Source organism: Borrelia nietonii YOR (genome assembly GCF_023035795.1).
Taxonomy (GTDB): Bacteria; Spirochaetota; Spirochaetia; order Borreliales; family Borreliaceae; genus Borrelia; species Borrelia hermsii.
In genome coordinates, this window is the sequence record NZ_CP073153.1 from 154,002 (window position 1) to 173,465 (window position 19,464).

Consider the following 19,464-nt stretch of genomic DNA (forward strand, 5'->3'; position numbering starts at 1 on the left):
TTTAATTTTGTTATATTTACATATTAACATAAATTTAGCAAAAATTAAATATACAAAAACTATATTTTAAGAAGATGTGGGATATCTTGATTTTCATCATCGTTGTATATGGCGTGTTTTACTTGATACCATCCTGCAAGAATTGGCATTGTTATATTGTGTTGCTTTCCGCTGTAGAAAAATAAGCTTGCATATTGTGATGCATCGCTATTTTCTGAAAACCTGGCATTAAGTTTTTTTGTCATTATATCATTGGTATTTGTCATACTTGTGATATTAAGAAATATATTAAGGTAAATGCATTGTTCTTTAAGGTTTCTTGGGAATCTTAATTCTACTTTGTCACTCCTAATGTCTATCCTTAACATCTTGTTGCTAAATTCATGATAAGAGTAATAAACATCAGTTGTTGCTTTTGCTCCCCAATGTTGAAAGCCATAAGGAATTCCTTTTAAGTACTTGTGCGATGTTAATCTATATAATGAGTTCGTATTTGGGTAAAATGCAATGAATTCTAAGTTCAAATCTTGTTCAGTCCGTGGTCTGATAAAGTTCATTGCAAGGTTTAATTCTTTGTGCAGTTCATTCTTTTTTACATAGATTTGACTTAAAGAATTGTTTACTCTTTGAAAATCATCTATTCTGGCAAAAGTTATTCTTGCATATTCTTTGAGTTCTTCTAGTGTAGTGCTTTCTGCAAAAACTTCTTTTAAATTGTCAATAAGGGTTTGAAATTCAACTAATTCGAAATCTCGTTTGTTTGGATTGTAGACTGATATCTTGTTCAATTTCACATTATGTCCAGACTGATTTAAATTTTGAATTAGTGTTTCCTTGATTTTGTTAAATAGAGCACTAAAATCAATACTGCTTGGTTCTGTTTTAAGCCCTATTAGCTTACAGATTATCTTTAAATACATTTTTTCTATGTGAGATTCATATTCAAGCAGTTCTCTAGATATTATGTCTCTTATGACTTTTTTGAAATATTCAAGTCCTTCGTAGAATGTATCTTTTTTAATTTGTTCAAGTAAGTTTTTATATGTAATTGCGTAAGTTTCCTCCACAATATCGTCAATGGGAATTAGGTCATTCTCATTGACTTTAATTTTTCTGTTAAAATCTTTTATTTGTATGCTTTCTTCAGCGCCTTCATCTTCATGGTCCATATAATCTCCTTATTTAAAATAATCTAAATTTATTTTATTTCTTTATTGTAAGTGTCAAAAATTTTAATGGTTCTGCCAGCAGGAATTAGGGATTTAATAAATCCATAAATTGAATTTTTAAAGTCCTTTGGAATATAGTTAGATGCAAGTTTTTTAAGTTTTCCTTTGTGTTTAACTATAATAATTTTTAATTTTCCATTAATTTTGCCAGCTATTTTAAATTTAATTGGTGACCTAATATTATCAAGTAATTTAATAATAATCTCTCCAGGTATGTTCGGATTAACTGTTACCTCAACTCTTGCGTGTGAGAATGCCTTAAAGAGCAAATGAAAACTTTCATCTGTTCCTATTGATTTTAGTGCAAATATTAATGCTTTAAGTGAATTGATTAGATCTTTTTTAAGTCCTTTTTTTAAATGAAATGCATTAAATAATGATAGCATCATCAATGCAATGTGTCTTGAATTGATACTTTCTTCTACATTGATTGTATCAAAATTTTCTAGTAGTTCATTAAGCTCCCCTAGTAGCTGTTTTTTGAAGATAAGTTCGCTTTGTATGATTTTTGCAATCTGTGTATTTTGTAGAAATTTTGGTATTGTTTCCATTGCCCTATTCTCTGTCAATTATAAGTCTTAAGTTTTCATTAAAAGAGATCAGTTCATTTTCTTTAATCTCAACATCGGTATTGAACATAAATTCAGATTCTTTAATTTGTGTTATTTTAGTATTTAAGTTCTCTTTTATGAAAATGCCAACTCGTATGCTTTTAATTCCTTTAATTAAGCTTACAGGACTTAAAAAATCTTGATACCTGAACGAGATTCCCATGTCTTTATATTTATCTTTAATAATTTTTCTGTAAATTTCTCGTATTTGTCCATCTATTTCTTTATGTATTGCTTCTGTTTCGGTTTTGTATAATACTTTTAAATATGCATATTTATTGATTCCTAAGCTAAATCTGTATGTCTTTTTTTGCTGGTTTTTGTTTAGAAACTCAAGTTTTATTTGCCCTTGGAAGGCTGTGCCACTTGGAGCTGTATAGTATATTGCTTGCCAAATATTTATTCGTGTTTCCTCATCAATGATTCCAGTTTCACTGTACTCAGGCGTGAATATTATGTAAATTTCAATTGTTCCTGCTGAACTTATGATATTTGCATACTTTACATGTGGAATTTCTAGAAGTGCTTGTTTTATTGCATCGTAAGTTGAACTTTTGGGTATGCTTAGAGATTTTTGTAAATTTTGAAAGTATGTTCCCCCTTCTTTAAGTGTTGTAAATAGTTCATTTAAAACTTTAATTATTTCCATATCGATTGCAGAGCTTGGGTAATTTATTATGTCAAATATCGAGTCATCTTTTATTGAAAGATTATATTCTTTTTTAAGTATTTCTTTCTTTGCATTTTGTATCTCTTCTATTGATTTTGTAAGGATTCCAATTTCTTTGTCAAATAGTATTTTCATAAATTGTATTCCATACTTAGAGTATCTCCGGCTAGAAAAAATTGTAATATTATTTTTTTATTTTCTTGTCTTGTTTTGATATTTAAGATGTCAATATTGAGGGTTTTTAAATTGTTTGCAAAAAAAGTTTTAATATCATTTGTTTTTTGCATCTTTAAGAGTTTTAGGAAAAACTTAAAGTTAAGTCCATAGTTTTTGTTATGAAGACTACCAACGGGTGTTTTTAGATATAAAAATAATCTTTGTTTTTGTTCATCAAGTCCATCTACTATTTTTAAATCGTTATCAAAAATTATATTAAATTGATTATCTATTTTAATATCCATTTTTAATTGCCTTAGAAATTAATTATAGCATATTTAGCAAAAAATAATATATTTTTTGCTAAATATTTAAAATAATATATTTTTAGATTTGATCTAGAACTAAGGATTAGATTTAAAGTTAAATTAAAAAATTCGATGTTAAACATCGAATTTAATATCATAGTTCCTTGTAGTTTGGAAATATTTACTTGTCTGAATACTATTCTAACTCAAAGTTGATTTAAAATCAATACTTTATTATTAAATTATTATAATATAATTTTTATTATTAAATTAGTTTGACTTTAGTTTGATTTTTCTTAAGTAAATTAATCAAAGTACTTATTTAAGGCATTTACTGGGTATTTTCTTAAAATATGATGTTTGGAATAAGACAATTTGTAAAGAGTAAATTGGTTTGTGCTGCATATAAATTATTTTTTCTTTAAAAAAGAGACTCTTTAAAATTAAAGAGTCTCCAAGGTGAGAAGAATATAAAAATGAGATTCGTTGATTTTTTAAATAAAATTCCATTTTTATTACTTTAAATTTTTTAATTTAAAGTAGGTTATTTTTTAGATATGAAGTTATTTTTCTTTCAATATAGACCCAGCCTTAGCTTTTATTATGTTTTTAAATTCAGATTCCCCGTGGTACCCTTTTTTTACAAAAGCACCACATGGGAACCTTAAGAGAATAAATGAAGATAATATTGTTTTATACACTTTACGATACTTCAACCTTACAGTCGTATTTCTATTATGTATTTGTATTATACATTTTTAATTAATGATCTGCAATAATAAAAGTATAAAAATTCAATAGTTTTTTAATAATTTAAATTTTCAGGTATTATGCACGTTAAAATTTAAAAATTTTGTATTATAAGTTGTTAATTTTATGGGTTTTTAATTCTTACTTACAAATAAGATAAATATATAAAATAATACCAAGGGTTTTCATTTGTTGAACCTAAGGTCTTATCTTTGTATAAGGGCTTATTGTTTAAATTTTTTAACATTCGTGGGTATTTGCGGCATAAAATCTTTAAGGGAATAATATGTTTATTTTAAGTATTCATTTTATCTGATTAAATGACAGATAAATATGGGTTAGTTACTTGATATTTTTGTGTAATAATTTGCAAGGTATTGGACATTTGCAAATTATTAGTTGCAATCTAAGCACTATTTTTAATATTAATTTTGTAAAGAAAATATAGGCCACCAGTAAATAACTGATGGCGCATATTGATGTGTAAGCTTTTAAAGACAACACTCACTTTAAAAAGGATTAATATAATCTCTTTTTTCTTGAGAGTTGTTAAAGCTTGTAAATTATATTTTTATGTAATTTTAACTTTATTTTTGCTTTCCTGTACAAATTTTACCATTTGTGTTCGCTCTTATACCCATCTCCATACTTATTATCTGTCTCAGTATCTTCATCTACAGACTGGCACGAAAGCATTGTCATTAATAGTAATAATAGAAATACATATTTTTTCATCTTTTATCCTTTATCTTGAAATTGTATCAAATATATTTTGATACTTAGTATAAATTAATACTATCAAAATATATTGTGAAAGTCTAGGGTTTGTAGTTTAAACTTTTTATTTTAATTTTTGCATAAATTGCCTGTGGGTCTTTTAGAGCGCTTATTTTTGTCAAATTTTTTTATTAGATTAAATTACGAGAACGAAATTCTTGCAGTTATTTGAGTGTTATTTATTGTTTTTTTTGTTGTGTTGATAGCCTTGTTTTTTTATAATTTTGGCAGTTAAATATCTATTAATGATAAATTAATATTTAAATTAGTTTTCAAAATATTCTCTTTAATCTTAAGGGTTAATTACAGTTAGTTAATAGCATATAATAATGTAAGATATACATCAATTAATATTGTTATGGTGTTTTAATGTTTTGCGATAAACAATATGTGATAAGCAATAGAGGATTTATTTTTGGTTTAAAATCAATAAATGATCATTGTGTGATAATATGATGTTAAGTAATTGATATGATAATAGATTTAATTTTAATTAATTTTTAACTTAAAAGGAGATATTTAGTGGTGGGGGAAAAACATTACAGTTTGTTGTTATTATTGCTAGTGATAAGTTGTAGTTTGAAACCTGAGGAAGATAAAATTCTTAAATACAGCCTGTTTAAAGGGAGTTTTCTTGGAAGTAACTCACCTGGAGGAAGCTTGATTGGAAAGGGTTTGTTTCGAAATTCTGGGTTTAAAAGACCTGTAGGTGTAGATTCTCCAAAAGTTGCAAGCTCTGTACCTGGAGGTCCTGTAGGTACAGATTTCTTAAAGGTTAAAAGTCCTGTGTTTGAAGGACCTGTAGGTGAGGGTTTGGAAAAACTTGAAAAACTTGTGTTTGAAGGACCTGTAGGTGAGGGTTTGGAAAAACTTGAAAAACTTGCGCTTGGAGGACATGTAGATGAGGGTTTCGAAAGGCTTGAAATGCCTGTGTTTGAAGAGCATTTAAGTCTGAATTTGAGTAAGGATCAAAAAAGTGATATGAGAGGTACTCCTAGAGCTGCTGCTGATGCAGAGGAGAACATAGAAGTTAAGCTTAATAAGCTTTTAGGCACATTTGGACCACAAAGTGGCAAGATAAGAGAAGGAATTGATAGTATACAAAGCATAGTAACTGATCCTGATATTGGTAGTGCTGAAGGTTACAAGACATATACTAGGTTTGAATTTTACTCCATATTAATTGATTTAGGCGAACTTAGACTTAAGGAAATTATAGAATTTCATTTAAAGTTTTTGGAATTACTAAAAGAAGTCGTGGATTCTATTAATAGGATTGCTACAGAGGAAGTAATTCTAAACTTGAGGGATGAGTTTTATGATTGCAATGAGCAATATAAATTGTGCCTAAAAGCTGCATTTCAAGAGTCTGATCCTGACAAGATTAATTTAATGATAAGTCTTAAAAATGAGAATATGAAAGACTGTATGAATAATTTTAATGATATTAAACTTAAAGCTATGAATTTTATAGCTATTGAATCTCTACGCGCAGAGTTGTCTGAGAGAGAGAATGAAGTTATTAATGATGTACAAAGGATAGTAACTAATTCTGATATTGGTAGTGCTGAAGGTTACAAGACATATATTGATGTGGAGTTTTACTTCATGTTAAGTGAGTTGGGTCCTTCTAGAGTTAGAGAAATGATAGAAAGGTTTAAGATAGGTTCTGAAGTAGGAATTGATGAGGTTATAGAAGTTATTGATAGAGTTAGTTTAAGTTCATTAAGAGACGAATTGAGACGTGCTTGTAATGATTACAGGGGGCTTTTTGAATTGGATGTAAAGAGAGTATTCAATTATCCTACTGCTACAGAGGTGTATGATGAGATTATGGATAGCAATTGGTATGATACTGAGTTTGCTAAGATTAAAGGACAAGCTATACACTTTATGGATTATTACAAGCTATATTCAGAGCTTCCAGGCGAAGAGGGATTTGTAATTCAGTATATACGAAGTGCAGTAACTGATCCTGATATTGACAATGCTAAAGGTTACAAGACATATACTGAGCTTGAATTTTACTCCATATTAATTGATTTAGGCGAACTTAGGCTGAAGGAAATTATTAAATTGCATTTAGAGTTTTTGGAATTACTAGAAGAAGTTGGGAATGTTATTGATGGGATTGCTACAGCAGAAGTAAGACGAAACGTGAAAGCTGAGCTTTATGGTTGCGATGAGCAATATAAATTGTATCTAAAAGCTGCATTTCAAGAGTCTGATCCTGACAAGATTAATTTGATGATAAGTCTTAAGAATGAGAATATGAAAGACTGTATGAATAGATTTAATGATATTAAACTTAAAGCTATGAATTTTATAGCTATTGAATTTTTACGTTCAGAGTTGTCTGAGAGAGAGAATGAAGTTATTAATGATGTACAAAGGATAGTAACTAATTCTGATATTGGCAGGGATGAAGGTTACAGGACTTATACTGAGCTTGAGTTTCGTGAAGTATTAGGTGAGTTGGGTCCTTTTAGGGTTAAAGAGATGATAGAAAGGTTTAAGATGGGTTCTGTAGCAGACTTAGAGGCCCTTAAGGAAGTTATTGAGAGTATGCGTTTAGGCTTAGTAGGATACAAATTGAGAGAAACTTGTAATAATTACAGGGGGCTTTTTGAATTGGATATAAAGAGAGTATTCAATAATTCTACTGCTACAGAGGTGTATGATGAGATTATGGATAGTAGTTGGTATGATACTGAGTTTGCTAAGATTAAAAATCGAATTTTATACTTTATAGATTATGAGAATACATATGCAAAGCTTATTGGTAAAGAGGGCTTTATAATTAAGTATCTACAAAAAGCAGCAACTAATTCTGATATTGGTAAGAGTGAAGGTTACAGGACTTATACTGAGCTTGAGTTTCGTGAAGTATTAGGTAAGTTGGGCCCTGCTAAGGTTAGAGAAATGATAGAAAACATTAGCGAATTTTTGGACATGTTAAACATAATCTTAAGATTGATTGCAACTGCTAAGGAAGGGCAATTAAAAGTAGAATTGCATCGTAAGGTTCTCTTGGAAAGGAATATTCATTATCTCTTGAAGGTTAAAGAGTGTTTCAATAAGTCTACTGTTGATGAGATTTATAAAGCAATTACAGGGGATGATTTCTTAGATCGTGTGATGTTATTTTCGAAGGAATGTCAGCGCAGAATAGAAAATCAACAGAGTAATTAATAGAGTGATCCTTCTAAGAGCAGTAAGTCTGAAGAATAATAAGTTTAAGCCTTGGGTTTAAGTCTAAGGCTTTTATAAGCATTGTGTAATAATATGGTATTATGTAATTAATAGATCAAATAGATAATAGGTTGATTTTAAAAAGGAGATATTTAGTGGTAAAGATGAGACATCATAATTTGTTATTACTATTATTATTGCTAGTAATAAGTTGTAATTTGAAATCCAAGGAAGATAGCTTACTTAAAGATAATTTATCTGGAGGGAGTTTACTTGGAAAAAGCTCACCCAGAAGAAGTTCCTTTAGCAGTAGTTCATATGGACGTGACTCCTTTAGCAGTAGTTCATATGGAAGCAGTAGTCCATATGGAGGAAGTTCTTTTAGTAGCAGTTCATATGGACGTGACTCATTTAGTAGTAGTTCATATGGAAGAAGCTCCTTTAGCAGCAGTTCATATGGACGTGACTCATTTAGTAATAGTTCATATGGAAGAAGCTCATCTGGGGGAAGTTTGATTGGAAAGGGCCAGTTTAAAAAACCTGCGCTTGGAGCACGTGTGGGTGAAGATTTGCCAAAATCTAAAAAGCGTAATGTTAGAAGTACTTCTGAAGTTGATGTTGGGGTTGATGCAGAGGAGAACGTAGAAGTTAAACTTGATAAGCTTTTAGGCACATTTAAGCTACAAAGCGATGAGATAAAAGAAGGAATTAAGTATATACAAAGTGTATTAACTAATTATTCTATTGGTAAGAAGTCTGGTTTTAAGACTTATACTAATGATGAGTTTTATTCTATATTAGTTGATTTAGGCGAGCTTAGACTTAAGGAAATTATAGAGTTTCATTTAAAGTCTTTGAAATTACAAAAAGAAGTTGGGACTGCTATTGATAAGATTGCTATAGCAGAAGTAAGACAAAGCTTTAAGGGTGAGTTTGATGATTTCAGTGAGCAATATAAGTTTTATCTAAAAGATGCATTTCAAAGTTATGAGCCTAATAAGATTAGTTCAATGATAAGCCTTAAGAATGACAGTATGAAAGAATGGGCGGATAATTTTGATTATCTTGGACTTAAAGCTTTGAAACTTATAGAAATTGAAGCTCAAAATAAAGAGCTCTCTGAGGAAGAATTAAAAGTAATTGAGTTTGTACGAAGTGTAGTAACTAATTCTGATATTGGTAGTACTGAAGGGTATAAGACGCATTCTAATGTTAGGTTTTACTCTATATTAGGTACGTTGGGTCCTTTTAGGGTTAAAGAAATGATAGAAAAGCTTAAGGTGCGCTTTAGAGAACTAGTAGATGTTAGAGGCGTTATTAAGGGTATTAATTTAAAACCCGCAAGAGACGAATTGGAACTTGCTTGTAATAATTACGAGGCTATCTTTAAATTGAGTATAAAGAGAGCATTCAATCAATATCCTGTTGAATATATACATGATGATGTTATACATGGTAATTGGCATATGGGTAAGGTTTTGATGATTCAAAAGCGAGCTACACGATTTATGGAATATGAAAATCTATATGCAGGTCTTTCTGATGATGATCAAAAAGCAGTTGAGTATTTGCAAAATGCATTAACTGATCCAGGTATTGGTCGTGATAAAGGTTACAAGACGTATTCTGATGTTGGATTTTATGAAATGTTAGGTAAGTTGGGTTCTTCTAGGCTTAGGAAAATTATAGAAAATATGCAAGTGGTTTTAGAAATGCAAGAAAAAGCTTTAAGAGCTGTTGAGAGTGTTAAGAAAGATCAATTAAAAGAAGAACTTAAACATAAATTTTTATCGGAAAAACAGTTCTATTTGATTCAGCTTAAGGAGTTCTTCAATAGTTCTGCTGCTGATCAAGTGTATAAAGCAGCTACAAAGAATGATAGTTCAAATCGTTTTATAGCCATTAAGAATGATGCTCTAGGCATGTAAGCAGCTAGACAAGCCTTAAGAGGGATCTCTTCAAGAGCAGTAAGTTTTAAGAACAGTCAAATTAAGCTTTGGGTGTTTAAATTTAAGACTTTTAAATAAAGAAGTAGTGGCAATATATTTATTTAAGTATCGTAAATTAAAATCAACAAATAATTATTATGCAAATAGTAGGTCCATACTAATGGGTTTGGATTAATGAATTCTGTATAATAATAGATTTATTTAAATTTATTTAAACTTAAAAAAGGAGGTATTTATAGTGCAAATAAAATATTATAATTCTTTGATGGTATTAATGTTTCTATTATTGCTAGTAATAAGTTGTAAATCAGATGCCCAAGATGGTATTGCATCTGGAGGAAATCCGATTAGAGTAAAGACAGCAGTTGAGGGTATAAAAGCTAAAATTAATAATCTTTTGGATACATTCAGGTTGCAGAGTGAAGAGAGGAAAGCATTTAGGTATATACAAGGAGTAGTAACTGATTCTAATGCAGGGCTCTCAGGTGACAGGACGTATTCTGATTCTGAGTTTTATGATTTGTTAGTTGGCTTGGGCGATGTTAGGCTTAGGGAAATTATAAAAGTTTATTTAGACATATATAAAGCAAAAAAAACAGTTGAAACAGATATTGAAGGTGTTAAGGAAGATGCATTAAAACAGCAATTAAAATATGGGTTAGAAGCGGAGGAGAGCTTTTATTTAAGAGAGCTAAAACAGGTATTTAATGAATCTACCCCTGGTGAGGTATATAATAAAGCTATAGATATGAGGAATTTGAATAAGTTTGCTACTGTTAAAGCCTCTATTAGACAAATTAGTGAGCTTGAAGAACTATGTGCCAGTCTGTCTGATGATGAGAGTAGAGTAGTTTGGTATATGCGAAGCGCATTAACTAATTCTAATATTGCTCGTGGGTACGGTTATTCAACGTATTCTAATGATAGTTTTTATAGTTTATTTAAGAACAACCTGAATGATGCTAGATTGAAGGAAATTATAGGATTTCATATTGTACATGTTAAAGCGTTATATGAAGCTGAAGCGGTTATTAAAGATATTAAGAAAGAGGGATTAAGACTTGCATTGAAAGGTAGGTTGGGTGTGCAAAAGTATGGCTATTCCTCGGAATTAAAACGGATATTTAGTCCATTTTCTTTTGATCAGATATATAATAAAGCTATAGATAGCAATGCCAATAGCAATACCAATTCTGCTGCTGAGTTTACTAAGATTAAGAATGATGCTCTAGACATTATAGCAGCTGAGCAGGGCAATCCTTAAGAGCAATCTCTTCAAGAGCAGTAAGTTTTAAGTAAAGTAAAAGCCTTAGATATTTAAATCTAAATTTAAATCTAAGGCTTTTAATAATTAGAAATAATTAATGTCTTTAACTTAAGTATTGTAAATTAAAGTAAATAAATGATTGATATATTATCATATAATAATATTATTATATGATAATTATGGATTTTATATGATAATATAATTGTTAAGACAATGATTAATTTTATAATGGTAGGTTAGGTATGATAATGGATTAATTTTTAACTTAGAAGGAGATATTTATGATGAAGACAAGATATAGTAATAATTTGTTATTAGTATTAATATTGTTATTGTTGCTAATAATAGGTTGTGATTTAGGATTTGGAAGAAAGGACGATCCTAAATTAATTGTAGCTGATATTAAGCTTAATAAGCTTTTAGATAAATTTAGGCTACATAATGAAGAAAGGGAAGTAGTCATGTATATGCGAAGTGTAGCAATGGATCCTAGTGTTGATTTTGATCAGGATTATAGAACGTATAATAGTAATGAGTTTTATAATCTTTTGTATGGTTTAGGTGGTTTTAAGATTAAGATGATAATAGGAGTTCATTTCAGGACCTTGGAAAGGCTAAAAGAGGCTAAAGCAGCCCTTGCAGTTGTTAGAGAAGGGAAAATGAAGGGGGAACTTTCAGATAGGTTTAGATTGAGGGTGAGAGCATATAATTTGGTTTTAAAGAATGCGTTTAGTGACTATCATGTTAAGAATGTTTATGATAATCTGATGGATTATAATGGTGAGTCTGAGGGTTATTTTATTGAGATTAGAGACGATGCAAAAGGCGTTACAGAGGTTGGAGAACTATACCTAGAACTGGTTGCAAAAGAGAGATTAGTGGTTAATTATATGATAAAGATAGTAACTAATCCTAAGATTGGTAGGGGTCATGGATATAAGACTTATAAGAATAGGATTGAGTTTTATGAGCTATTGAGTAAGTTAGGTATTGCTAGGGTTAAGGAGCTTATAAGATTGCATGCCAATAATGTTACTGCAAAGAATGAAGCTTTACATGTTATTAATCGTGTTAAAGACAGTCAAGCAAGACAAGACTTGCTAAATCGGTTAAATGTGTTAGAGGACGGCTATCCATCTCGTTTAAAATTGGTATTTAGTGGCCCTACTCCGGATCTGATTTATAATCAGGCTGTAAATAGTCTTGATTATATTGTTAGTTTTGTAAACATTAAAAATGAAGCTGATGCTAGGCGTAATCCTTAGGACTAATCTTTAAAAGTAGTGTTAAGAGAAGCGATTAAAAGCAGTAATTAAGAATATTAGTTAAGCCTTAGATTAGATGTCTAAGGCTTTTGATTTAAAAATTTAATTTAAGGATTTTAATAATTAGAAGTAATAATTAGTGATAATATGGTAGTATTATTGTATTATTGCCATAATGCAATAATAGGTTTGATATGATAATAGATTGGATTATAGATTAATTTTAATATGAATTAATTCTAATTTAGAAGGAGATATTTAATGAAGAAGAGCAGGTATTATAATTTATTGTTTATATTAATACTGCTAGTAATAAGCTGCAATTTGAAGTCGAAAGAAGGTGCAGCTGGAGGTGCTTCTGTTAGCGTGGCAACTGTAGATAAAGATTTGTCAAGGGCTAAAAGGGATGATAAGCAAGAGACCATAGATGTTAAATTTGATCAGCTTTTAAGCACATTTAAGCTACAGGGTGAAGAGGTGGAATTAGTTAAGTATATACGCAGTGCAGTAACTGATTCGGATGTAGGAACTTCAGGTGACAAGACTTATACTGATCTTGAGTTTTACAACTTGTTAGTTAACTTGGGTGATGCTAGGCTTAAAGGAATTATAGCAGCTTATTTAGGTCCCTTTAAAGAACGAAAGGAAGCCCAGCTAGCAATTGATAATCTTAATGGAGCAACATTAAAACGAGAATTGCAAGAATTGCAAGATTGGTTAAAATCAGAGGAGGACTTCTACTTAAGTGAACTGAGACGGGTATTTAATGGAACTACTCCTGATTCTGTGCATGATAAAGCTATAAATAGCAATTATTCGGGGCAGTTTCCTAATATTAAAGCTAGTGCTGAAGGCGTTATGGAGTTTGAAAGGCTATATGCAAGTTTTTCTGCTGATGAGCAAGAAGGAATTGATTATATACGAGATGTGGCAACCAATCCAAATATAGGAGACCCAATGACCAGCATAACGCATAGTCATACTGAATTTGATCGCTCTTTTCTCTGGTTAAGAGATGTTTTAAAGGATATTAAGTTGAGGGAAATGATACAAGTTCATTCAAAGCGGATTAAAGAAGAAATGCCTGCAGCTTTAAATGTTATTGGGTCTTTAAAAGCATATACACTTATAGTAGGACTAGGATTTGATGCGACTGTGGCAACACTAGAACTTGATGATGATTTTTATGATATCGAGGATAAGTATCAACTGTATGTAAAAGACTTATTCTGTAATGATTTGTATAGTGCTGAGCAGCAGTATGCTGGGTTTATGGAAGCCAATGAATTTGATTTTATTAAGCTTAAAGCTGATGCCGAAAGCGCTCTAAAGGGTAAAGAGGTATATGGATCGATGCCTAATTATTATGAAGTAATTGAGAATATGCGAAAAGTAGTAATTGATCCTGATATTGGCCTTGCTGAAGGTTACAAGACTTATACTAATACTGAGTTTTATACATTGTTAGGTAATTTGGGTAAGGATAAGGTTGAGGAAATTATGGAGACTCGCTCAGAGACTTCGCAAATTCTAGACGAGGCTTTAGAAGCTATTAAGGGTGTTAAAAACGCGAGAGAAAAAAAGGACTTATCAGAAAAGTTGACCAATTTCAATTCTAGGTATTTATTGGAAATAAAAAAGATCTTTAATGAATCTACTCTTGATGCTGTGTATAATAGCGGAATTAGAAAGAGTATTTATACGGATCATTTTTTAAACATTAAAAATGAAGCTGATGCTAAGAGTAATCCTTAGGATTAATCTTTAAAAGTAGTGTTAAGATAAGCAATTAAAAGCAGTAATTAAGAATATTGGTTAAGCCTTAGGTAATAATTAATCTAAGGCTTTTTATTTATACATAACATACCAATAAATATTGATATGTTATGTAAATAGAAATGTTTATTATAGGGCAGTATATTGCGGTATTATGATATTATTAATTAGTAATAGATTAGTAATAGATTTTCTATAATAATAGATTAAATTATAGATTAATTTTAAAAAGGAGATATTTAGTGGTAAAGGTAAAATATTATAACTTGTTATTGCTCTTTCCATTATTGCTGATAATAAGTTGTAATTTAAAATCAAAAGAAGATGGCCTGCTTGGGGCGCATTTGATTAAAAAAGGCAAACCATTTAGAGCGCACTTTACTGGAAATAAATCGATTGATAAGGGAGTTGTATTTAAAACACCTGTAGTTGCGGATAAGAGCATAGAAGTTAAGCTTGATGAGCTTTTAAGTACATTCAAGTTGCAGGATGAAGAAAGACCAGCAGTTAATTATATACGAAGCATAGTAACTAATCCTGACATTCCGGGCGCTAAAACGTATACCGATTTTGAATTTTATGATTTGTTAAAGACATTAGATGCTACTAAGGTTACAAAAATTATGAAGGTTCAATCAAAGGTTCTAAGGGTACAAAGAGAGGCTCAAGTAGCTATTGAAAATATTAATAAAGAGGAAAAAAAGAATGAGTTGCAAGATTGGTTTAATAAGGAGAGTAATTCTTATCCATCTTGGGTAAAATCGGCATTCAGTAAATTTACCCCTAATGATGTGTATCAAAAAGCTATATGTGCTGAGGATGAATATGATTTTGATGACATAAAAGAGGAAGCTGAGAGTTTTAAAGAGTTTGAGGATTTATACGCAGGGAAGCTTTCTGCAGATGAGCTTGTAGTAATTGAATATATACGAAGTGTAGTAACTAATAATATTGTTTATAGTTATGGTGATGTTCTTGACGATGCTAGGTTTAATCTCTTGTTGGGTAGATTAGCTTTTGATAGGGTAAAAAAAATTATTGAATTTCATTTAAATACGCAGCAAGCAATTGCAGATATTAACTTAATGGTTAAGAATATTAAGAGAGAGAGATCAAAACAACAAATTTTAAGAGATTTTAATGATAACTACAAAGATTCATATCCGTCCAGTTTAAGAGATTGCTTTGCTAGAGTGGATAGTGCTGATATTATATATAATAGAATTATGCATAATGATTATTTACAAGAGCTTAATGTGATGTTAAATGATATTAGAGGCATTATAGATGGTGAAGTGCTGTACGCAGGCCTGTCTGGTGATGATAAGATTGTAATTGAGTCTATGCGAAATATGATAATTAGTTCTGATGTTAGTGATGGAATTTATGATTATGATTATAATGATTTTGAGTTTTATTTTGTGTTAGGAGTTTTGGGTGTTGATCAGTTTAGAAAAGTTATAGAAGTTAATTTAAATGAATTTTTTAGAGTGCAAAAAGAAGCTGAAGACACTATTGAGGGTATTAATGACGATGAATTAAAACAAAAATTGAGACGTGAACTTGGTGCTTGGAATAATAGTTCTATGTATTATCTACGAAAAGCACTAGGTCGGGGCAGTCCTTATGCTTTTGATGATAAGATTATGGATAATAATAGTGAAGGAGTGAGTGGTTTTATAAAGATTACAATGAAGGCTAGGACCTTTATAAATTATGAAGAAATATCGGCAAGGCTGTCTGATGATGAACGGGCAGTAATTAAGTATTTACGCGATATATTAACTGATCCTGGGATTGAGGCCTATCCAGGGAATGCACCTTTACAAACGTATAGTGATAATGAGTTGAAGCTTTTATTAGGTGGTTTGAATTATACTCAGGTTCAAGAAATGGCAGTAGATCTTCAAAAGATTCTTACATTGCAAGATAGAATTCAAGCGGTTATTGATTCTATCAATAATGAGGAATCAAGGAAAGATTTGAATCATGAGTTTAGTATTGCAAAGAAAGAGTATAGAATTTTTAAAAAAATGCTATTTAATATAGTTTCTCCTGTGAATGCTTATGACTCAGTTATAAAAATTGATAATTCTAACTTTTTTATTCCCGTTCAAGAAAAAGCTTCCCGCATTAAAGCAAACGAAGCAGCTAGTATCGGGGGTTAGTATCACAGTTAATCCTTAAGAAAATATTTAAAAGTTAAGCCCTAGATTAAACATCTGGGGCTTAAAGTTGATATTGATATGTTATGTAAAGTGTTATGTAAATAGCAATGTTTATTATAGGGGAATATATTGTGGTATTATACTAATATTAATTAGTAATAGATTAGTAATAGATTTTCTATAATAATAGATTAAATTATAGATTAATTTTAAAAAGGAGATATTTAGTGGTAAAGATGAGACATCATAATTTGTTATTACTATTATTATTGCTGATAATAAGTTGTAATTTAAAATCAAAAGAAGATGACCTGCTTGGGACTCATTTGATTAAAGGCAAACCATTTAAAGTGGACTTTACTGGAAATAAACCGATTAATAAGGGATTTGTGTTTAAAACACCTGTGGGTGCAGCAATCCCTGTAGGCGCGGCAGTTCCTTTGGGTGCGGCAGCTCCCGTGGACGCAGCACCAGCAGTTGGAGAACAAGTAAAAGCAGATTCCGGAGAAGCAGTAAAGGAAGATGTGGATGGTGCTTCTAAGGTAGTTGCGGATAAGAGCATAGAAGTTAAGCTTGATGAGCTTTTAAGTACATTCAAGTTGCAGGATGAAGAAAGGTCAGTAGTTAATCATATACGAAGCGTATTAACTGATCCTGCAGCAGGATCAGTATTTAACAGGACATATACTGATGATGGATTTTATAATTTGATAAATGGCTTTGATGTTGTTAAGCTAAAACAAGTGCTAGGCGATATTAATGTGGTTCTTGCAGTACAAACAGAGGTTATTGCAAATATTAAGGGCGTTAAGAACGAGATAGCAAAACAGAACTTGCAAGATGAGTTTGAGCCTAAAAGGCTAAAATATATAAAGGATTTAAAAAATTTATTCCATTATGCGTTTCCCAATTCTATCTCTCTTAACGTTAAATTTTTTTCCAGGGACTTTTTGTATACTTTTACTGAGATTAAAAAGAGTAGTAAAGGTGTTTTAGATCTTGAAAATCTCTTAGCAGGTCTTTCTGGTGAAGATAAAAAAGCAATTGAGCATATGCACAATTCAATTGTTTTTGAGAATCCAAGTGATCAAGCGTATATTACCAAAGCCGAGGGTAAATTTTATTACTTGTTAAGTAGTTTAGATACTTCTGAGGTTAAGGAAATCATAAAAGCTCACTTAAATAATTTAATAGAACGGGATCAAGCATTAAAAGTTATTGAGACTATTTCTAAAGAAGAATATAAACAAGAACTCTTAGATGAGATTAATAAGTACGATAATCATCATGTATCTTGGATAAGATCGGTATTCTGGTCGTATGAACAGCCTTATGAGTTTTATGAGAGTTTTACATATAAAGGTGGTTCTGTTGGTTTTGATAGTCTTAGGGACAAAGCTGCAGGTTTTAAAGAGTTTGAGGATTTATACGCAGGGAAGCTTTCTGCAGATGAGCTTAGAGTAATTGAATATATACGAAGTGTAGTAACTAATAATGATGTTGATAGTGATGATTATGGTGATATGCTTGACGATTATGAGTTTAATCTCTTGTTGGGTCAATTAGCTTTTGATAGGGTAAAAAAAATTATTGAATTTCATTTAAATACCCATCAAGCAATTGCAGAACTTGAAGCAATGATTAAGAATGTTAAGGAAGAGGGAGAAAAGCAACGATTGACAAATGACCTTAATACTGGTTACAAAGATTTCTATCCATCGAAATTAAAAGATTTATTCAAGGGTTCTGCTGATGATGTGTATCGTCAAATTATTATGGATACATATGGTAATCCTTATTTAGATGATCTCTCTTTGCTGCAAGAGGAAGTTAGAGACTTAATAAAGGGTGAAGTGTTATAGCAGGCTTGCCTTATGATAATAAGCCTATACGTAGTGTTTAAGAATAATATTAAGCCTTAAATTTAAATATTTAAGGCTTTTAATTTAGGAGTAATAGCAATATATTAATCAATGCGTTTAATTAGATATCGTAAATTAAAATTAATAAGTAGTGATATTATACCAATATTATTATGTTATAATACAATAATGTATTAAGTTTAACTTAAAAAAGGAGACATTTAATGGTAAAGGTAAGGGGATATTGTGCATTATTGATATTATTATTAATAATAAGCTGTACTTTGATAAGTTGTAATTTCAAATCCCAAAAAGAAGATGGACTTGGATTTAATGCAAAAGATAATATTAAACTTAATAATCTTTTGTCCACATTCAAGCTGCAGGATGAAGAAAGGTCAGCAGTTGAGCATATACGAAGCGTAGTAACTGATCCGGGTATAGTAGGACACTCAATTGACAGGACGTATGCTGATTCTGAGTTTTACAACTTGCTAGTTAGCTTGGGTGATTCAAGGCTTAAGAAAATTATAGCAGTTCATTTAAAAAATGTTAAAGCTCGAGACGAGGCTTTAAAAGTTATTGAGAGTGTCGATAGAGACGAATCAATTCGGCAATTGAAAGATAGGTTGGATGTGCAAAAGAGCTTCTACTTAAGGGAATTAAAACAGGTATTTGGTAGCGCTATTCCTAATAAGGTATATCTTCAAGCTATGAATATTGATTATGTGAATTCTTTTGATAAGATTAAAAATGAAGCTAGAGGCATATTAAAGTTTGAAAATCTATATATGAGACTGTCTTATGATAATAAGGGAGTAGTTGAACATATACGAAGAGCAGTAATTGATCCAAGTATTGGTAAGAAGGAAGGTTACAAGGCTTATACTGATTTTGAATTTGAGCTCGTGTTAGGTAGTTTGGATAATTTAAGACTTCGGGAAATTATAGGAGTTCATTTCGAGATGCTGGGGGAATTAAAACAAGCTCAAAATGTTATTAATGATATTAAGGGAGCAGTATCAAAACGAGATTTGCAACAAGAACTTGATGTGTTAAATAACACCTATTTATTGCATGTAAAATGGATATTCAATAAATTTACCCCTGCTAAGTTATATGATGAAGTTATAATCAATAGGCATAAGGATGATTTTATAGCCATTAAAAATAAAGCTTTAGTCATTAAAGCGGCTGAGCAGGGCAATCCTTAATAGTAATAGTTAAAAAGAGCACTTAAGTAAGAGTGCTTAAATTAAGAGTACTTAAGTAATAATAAGATTTAAGCCTTGGATTTAAATACCTAAGGCTTTTAATTTAAAAGTAATGGTAATATATTTGCAGTATATTTAATTAATATGATTAGTTAAATATCATAAATTAAAATAAATAAATCATTATTCTATTATGTTATGGTGTTATATGGTAACATAATACCATTGTGTAATGATGTATTTATATCATTGGTATATTAATAGATTAAT

General features: G+C 30.4%; 13 protein-coding genes. 8 read left to right on the top strand and 5 right to left on the bottom strand.

Annotated elements, in window-relative coordinates; all coding sequences use genetic code 11:
* Positions 1 to 59: 59 nt before the first annotated feature.
* The 5 genes from bhYOR_RS06065 to bhYOR_RS08160 all read right to left on the bottom strand — a co-directional run bounded on the left by bhYOR_RS06065 (position 60) and on the right by bhYOR_RS08160 (position 4,459).
* Positions 60 to 1,169, bottom strand: a complete 1,110-nt coding sequence (locus bhYOR_RS06065; RefSeq protein ID WP_025400353.1) for a DUF685 domain-containing protein — start codon at positions 1,167 to 1,169, stop codon at positions 60 to 62.
* A gap of 29 nt (positions 1,170 to 1,198) precedes the next feature.
* Complete coding sequence (locus bhYOR_RS06070; RefSeq protein ID WP_241763745.1) at positions 1,199 to 1,798, bottom strand: DUF735 family protein; 600 nt, start codon at positions 1,796 to 1,798, stop codon at positions 1,199 to 1,201.
* Positions 1,785 to 2,645 (bottom strand): DUF276 domain-containing protein, encoded by an 861-nt coding sequence (locus bhYOR_RS06075; protein ID WP_025434249.1) that lies wholly within the window; start codon positions 2,643 to 2,645, stop codon positions 1,785 to 1,787. Before bhYOR_RS06075 ends, bhYOR_RS06070 begins: the two co-directional genes overlap by 14 nt.
* Positions 2,642 to 2,971, bottom strand: a complete 330-nt coding sequence (locus bhYOR_RS06080; protein WP_025400356.1) for a GPW/gp25 family protein — start codon at positions 2,969 to 2,971, stop codon at positions 2,642 to 2,644. Before bhYOR_RS06080 ends, bhYOR_RS06075 begins: the two co-directional genes overlap by 4 nt.
* 1,365 nt (positions 2,972 to 4,336) lie before the next feature.
* Positions 4,337 to 4,459 carry a hypothetical protein gene (locus bhYOR_RS08160; protein ID WP_257722530.1) on the bottom strand — a complete coding sequence of 41 codons (123 nt, stop codon included), beginning with the start codon at positions 4,457 to 4,459 and terminating at the stop codon, positions 4,337 to 4,339.
* Between the two features lie 564 nt (positions 4,460 to 5,023).
* Between bhYOR_RS08160 and bhYOR_RS06085 the strand changes: the two genes are divergently transcribed.
* From bhYOR_RS06085 to bhYOR_RS06120, 8 genes are all read left to right on the top strand, one after another.
* On the top strand, positions 5,024 to 7,693 hold the full coding sequence (locus bhYOR_RS06085; RefSeq protein ID WP_025434250.1) for a BTA121 domain-containing protein surface lipoprotein: 2,670 nt from the start codon (positions 5,024 to 5,026) through the stop codon (positions 7,691 to 7,693).
* A gap of 164 nt (positions 7,694 to 7,857) precedes the next feature.
* Positions 7,858 to 9,621, top strand: a complete 1,764-nt coding sequence (locus bhYOR_RS06090) for a BTA121 domain-containing protein surface lipoprotein (protein ID WP_407933130.1) — start codon at positions 7,858 to 7,860, stop codon at positions 9,619 to 9,621.
* Positions 9,622 to 9,880: 259 nt separating this feature from the next.
* Positions 9,881 to 10,906, top strand: a complete 1,026-nt coding sequence (locus bhYOR_RS06095; RefSeq protein ID WP_025434252.1) for a BTA121 domain-containing protein surface lipoprotein — start codon at positions 9,881 to 9,883, stop codon at positions 10,904 to 10,906.
* Between the two features lie 287 nt (positions 10,907 to 11,193).
* Positions 11,194 to 12,174, top strand: coding sequence for a BTA121 domain-containing protein surface lipoprotein (locus bhYOR_RS06100; RefSeq protein WP_247088479.1), 981 nt, complete (start codon positions 11,194 to 11,196; stop codon positions 12,172 to 12,174).
* 324 nt (positions 12,175 to 12,498) lie between these two features.
* Positions 12,499 to 13,929, top strand: coding sequence for a BTA121 domain-containing protein surface lipoprotein (locus tag bhYOR_RS06105; RefSeq protein ID WP_247088481.1), 1,431 nt, complete (start codon positions 12,499 to 12,501; stop codon positions 13,927 to 13,929).
* Positions 13,930 to 14,192: 263 nt separating this feature from the next.
* Complete coding sequence (locus bhYOR_RS06110; RefSeq protein WP_247088484.1) at positions 14,193 to 16,118, top strand: BTA121 domain-containing protein surface lipoprotein; 1,926 nt, start codon at positions 14,193 to 14,195, stop codon at positions 16,116 to 16,118.
* Between the two features lie 236 nt (positions 16,119 to 16,354).
* Positions 16,355 to 17,980, top strand: a complete 1,626-nt coding sequence (locus tag bhYOR_RS06115; RefSeq protein WP_407933131.1) for a BTA121 domain-containing protein surface lipoprotein — start codon at positions 16,355 to 16,357, stop codon at positions 17,978 to 17,980.
* A gap of 224 nt (positions 17,981 to 18,204) precedes the next feature.
* Entirely contained in the window at positions 18,205 to 19,194 is a 990-nt protein-coding gene (locus tag bhYOR_RS06120) for a BTA121 domain-containing protein surface lipoprotein (protein WP_025400363.1), read from the top strand.
* Positions 19,195 to 19,464 lie beyond the last annotated feature (270 nt).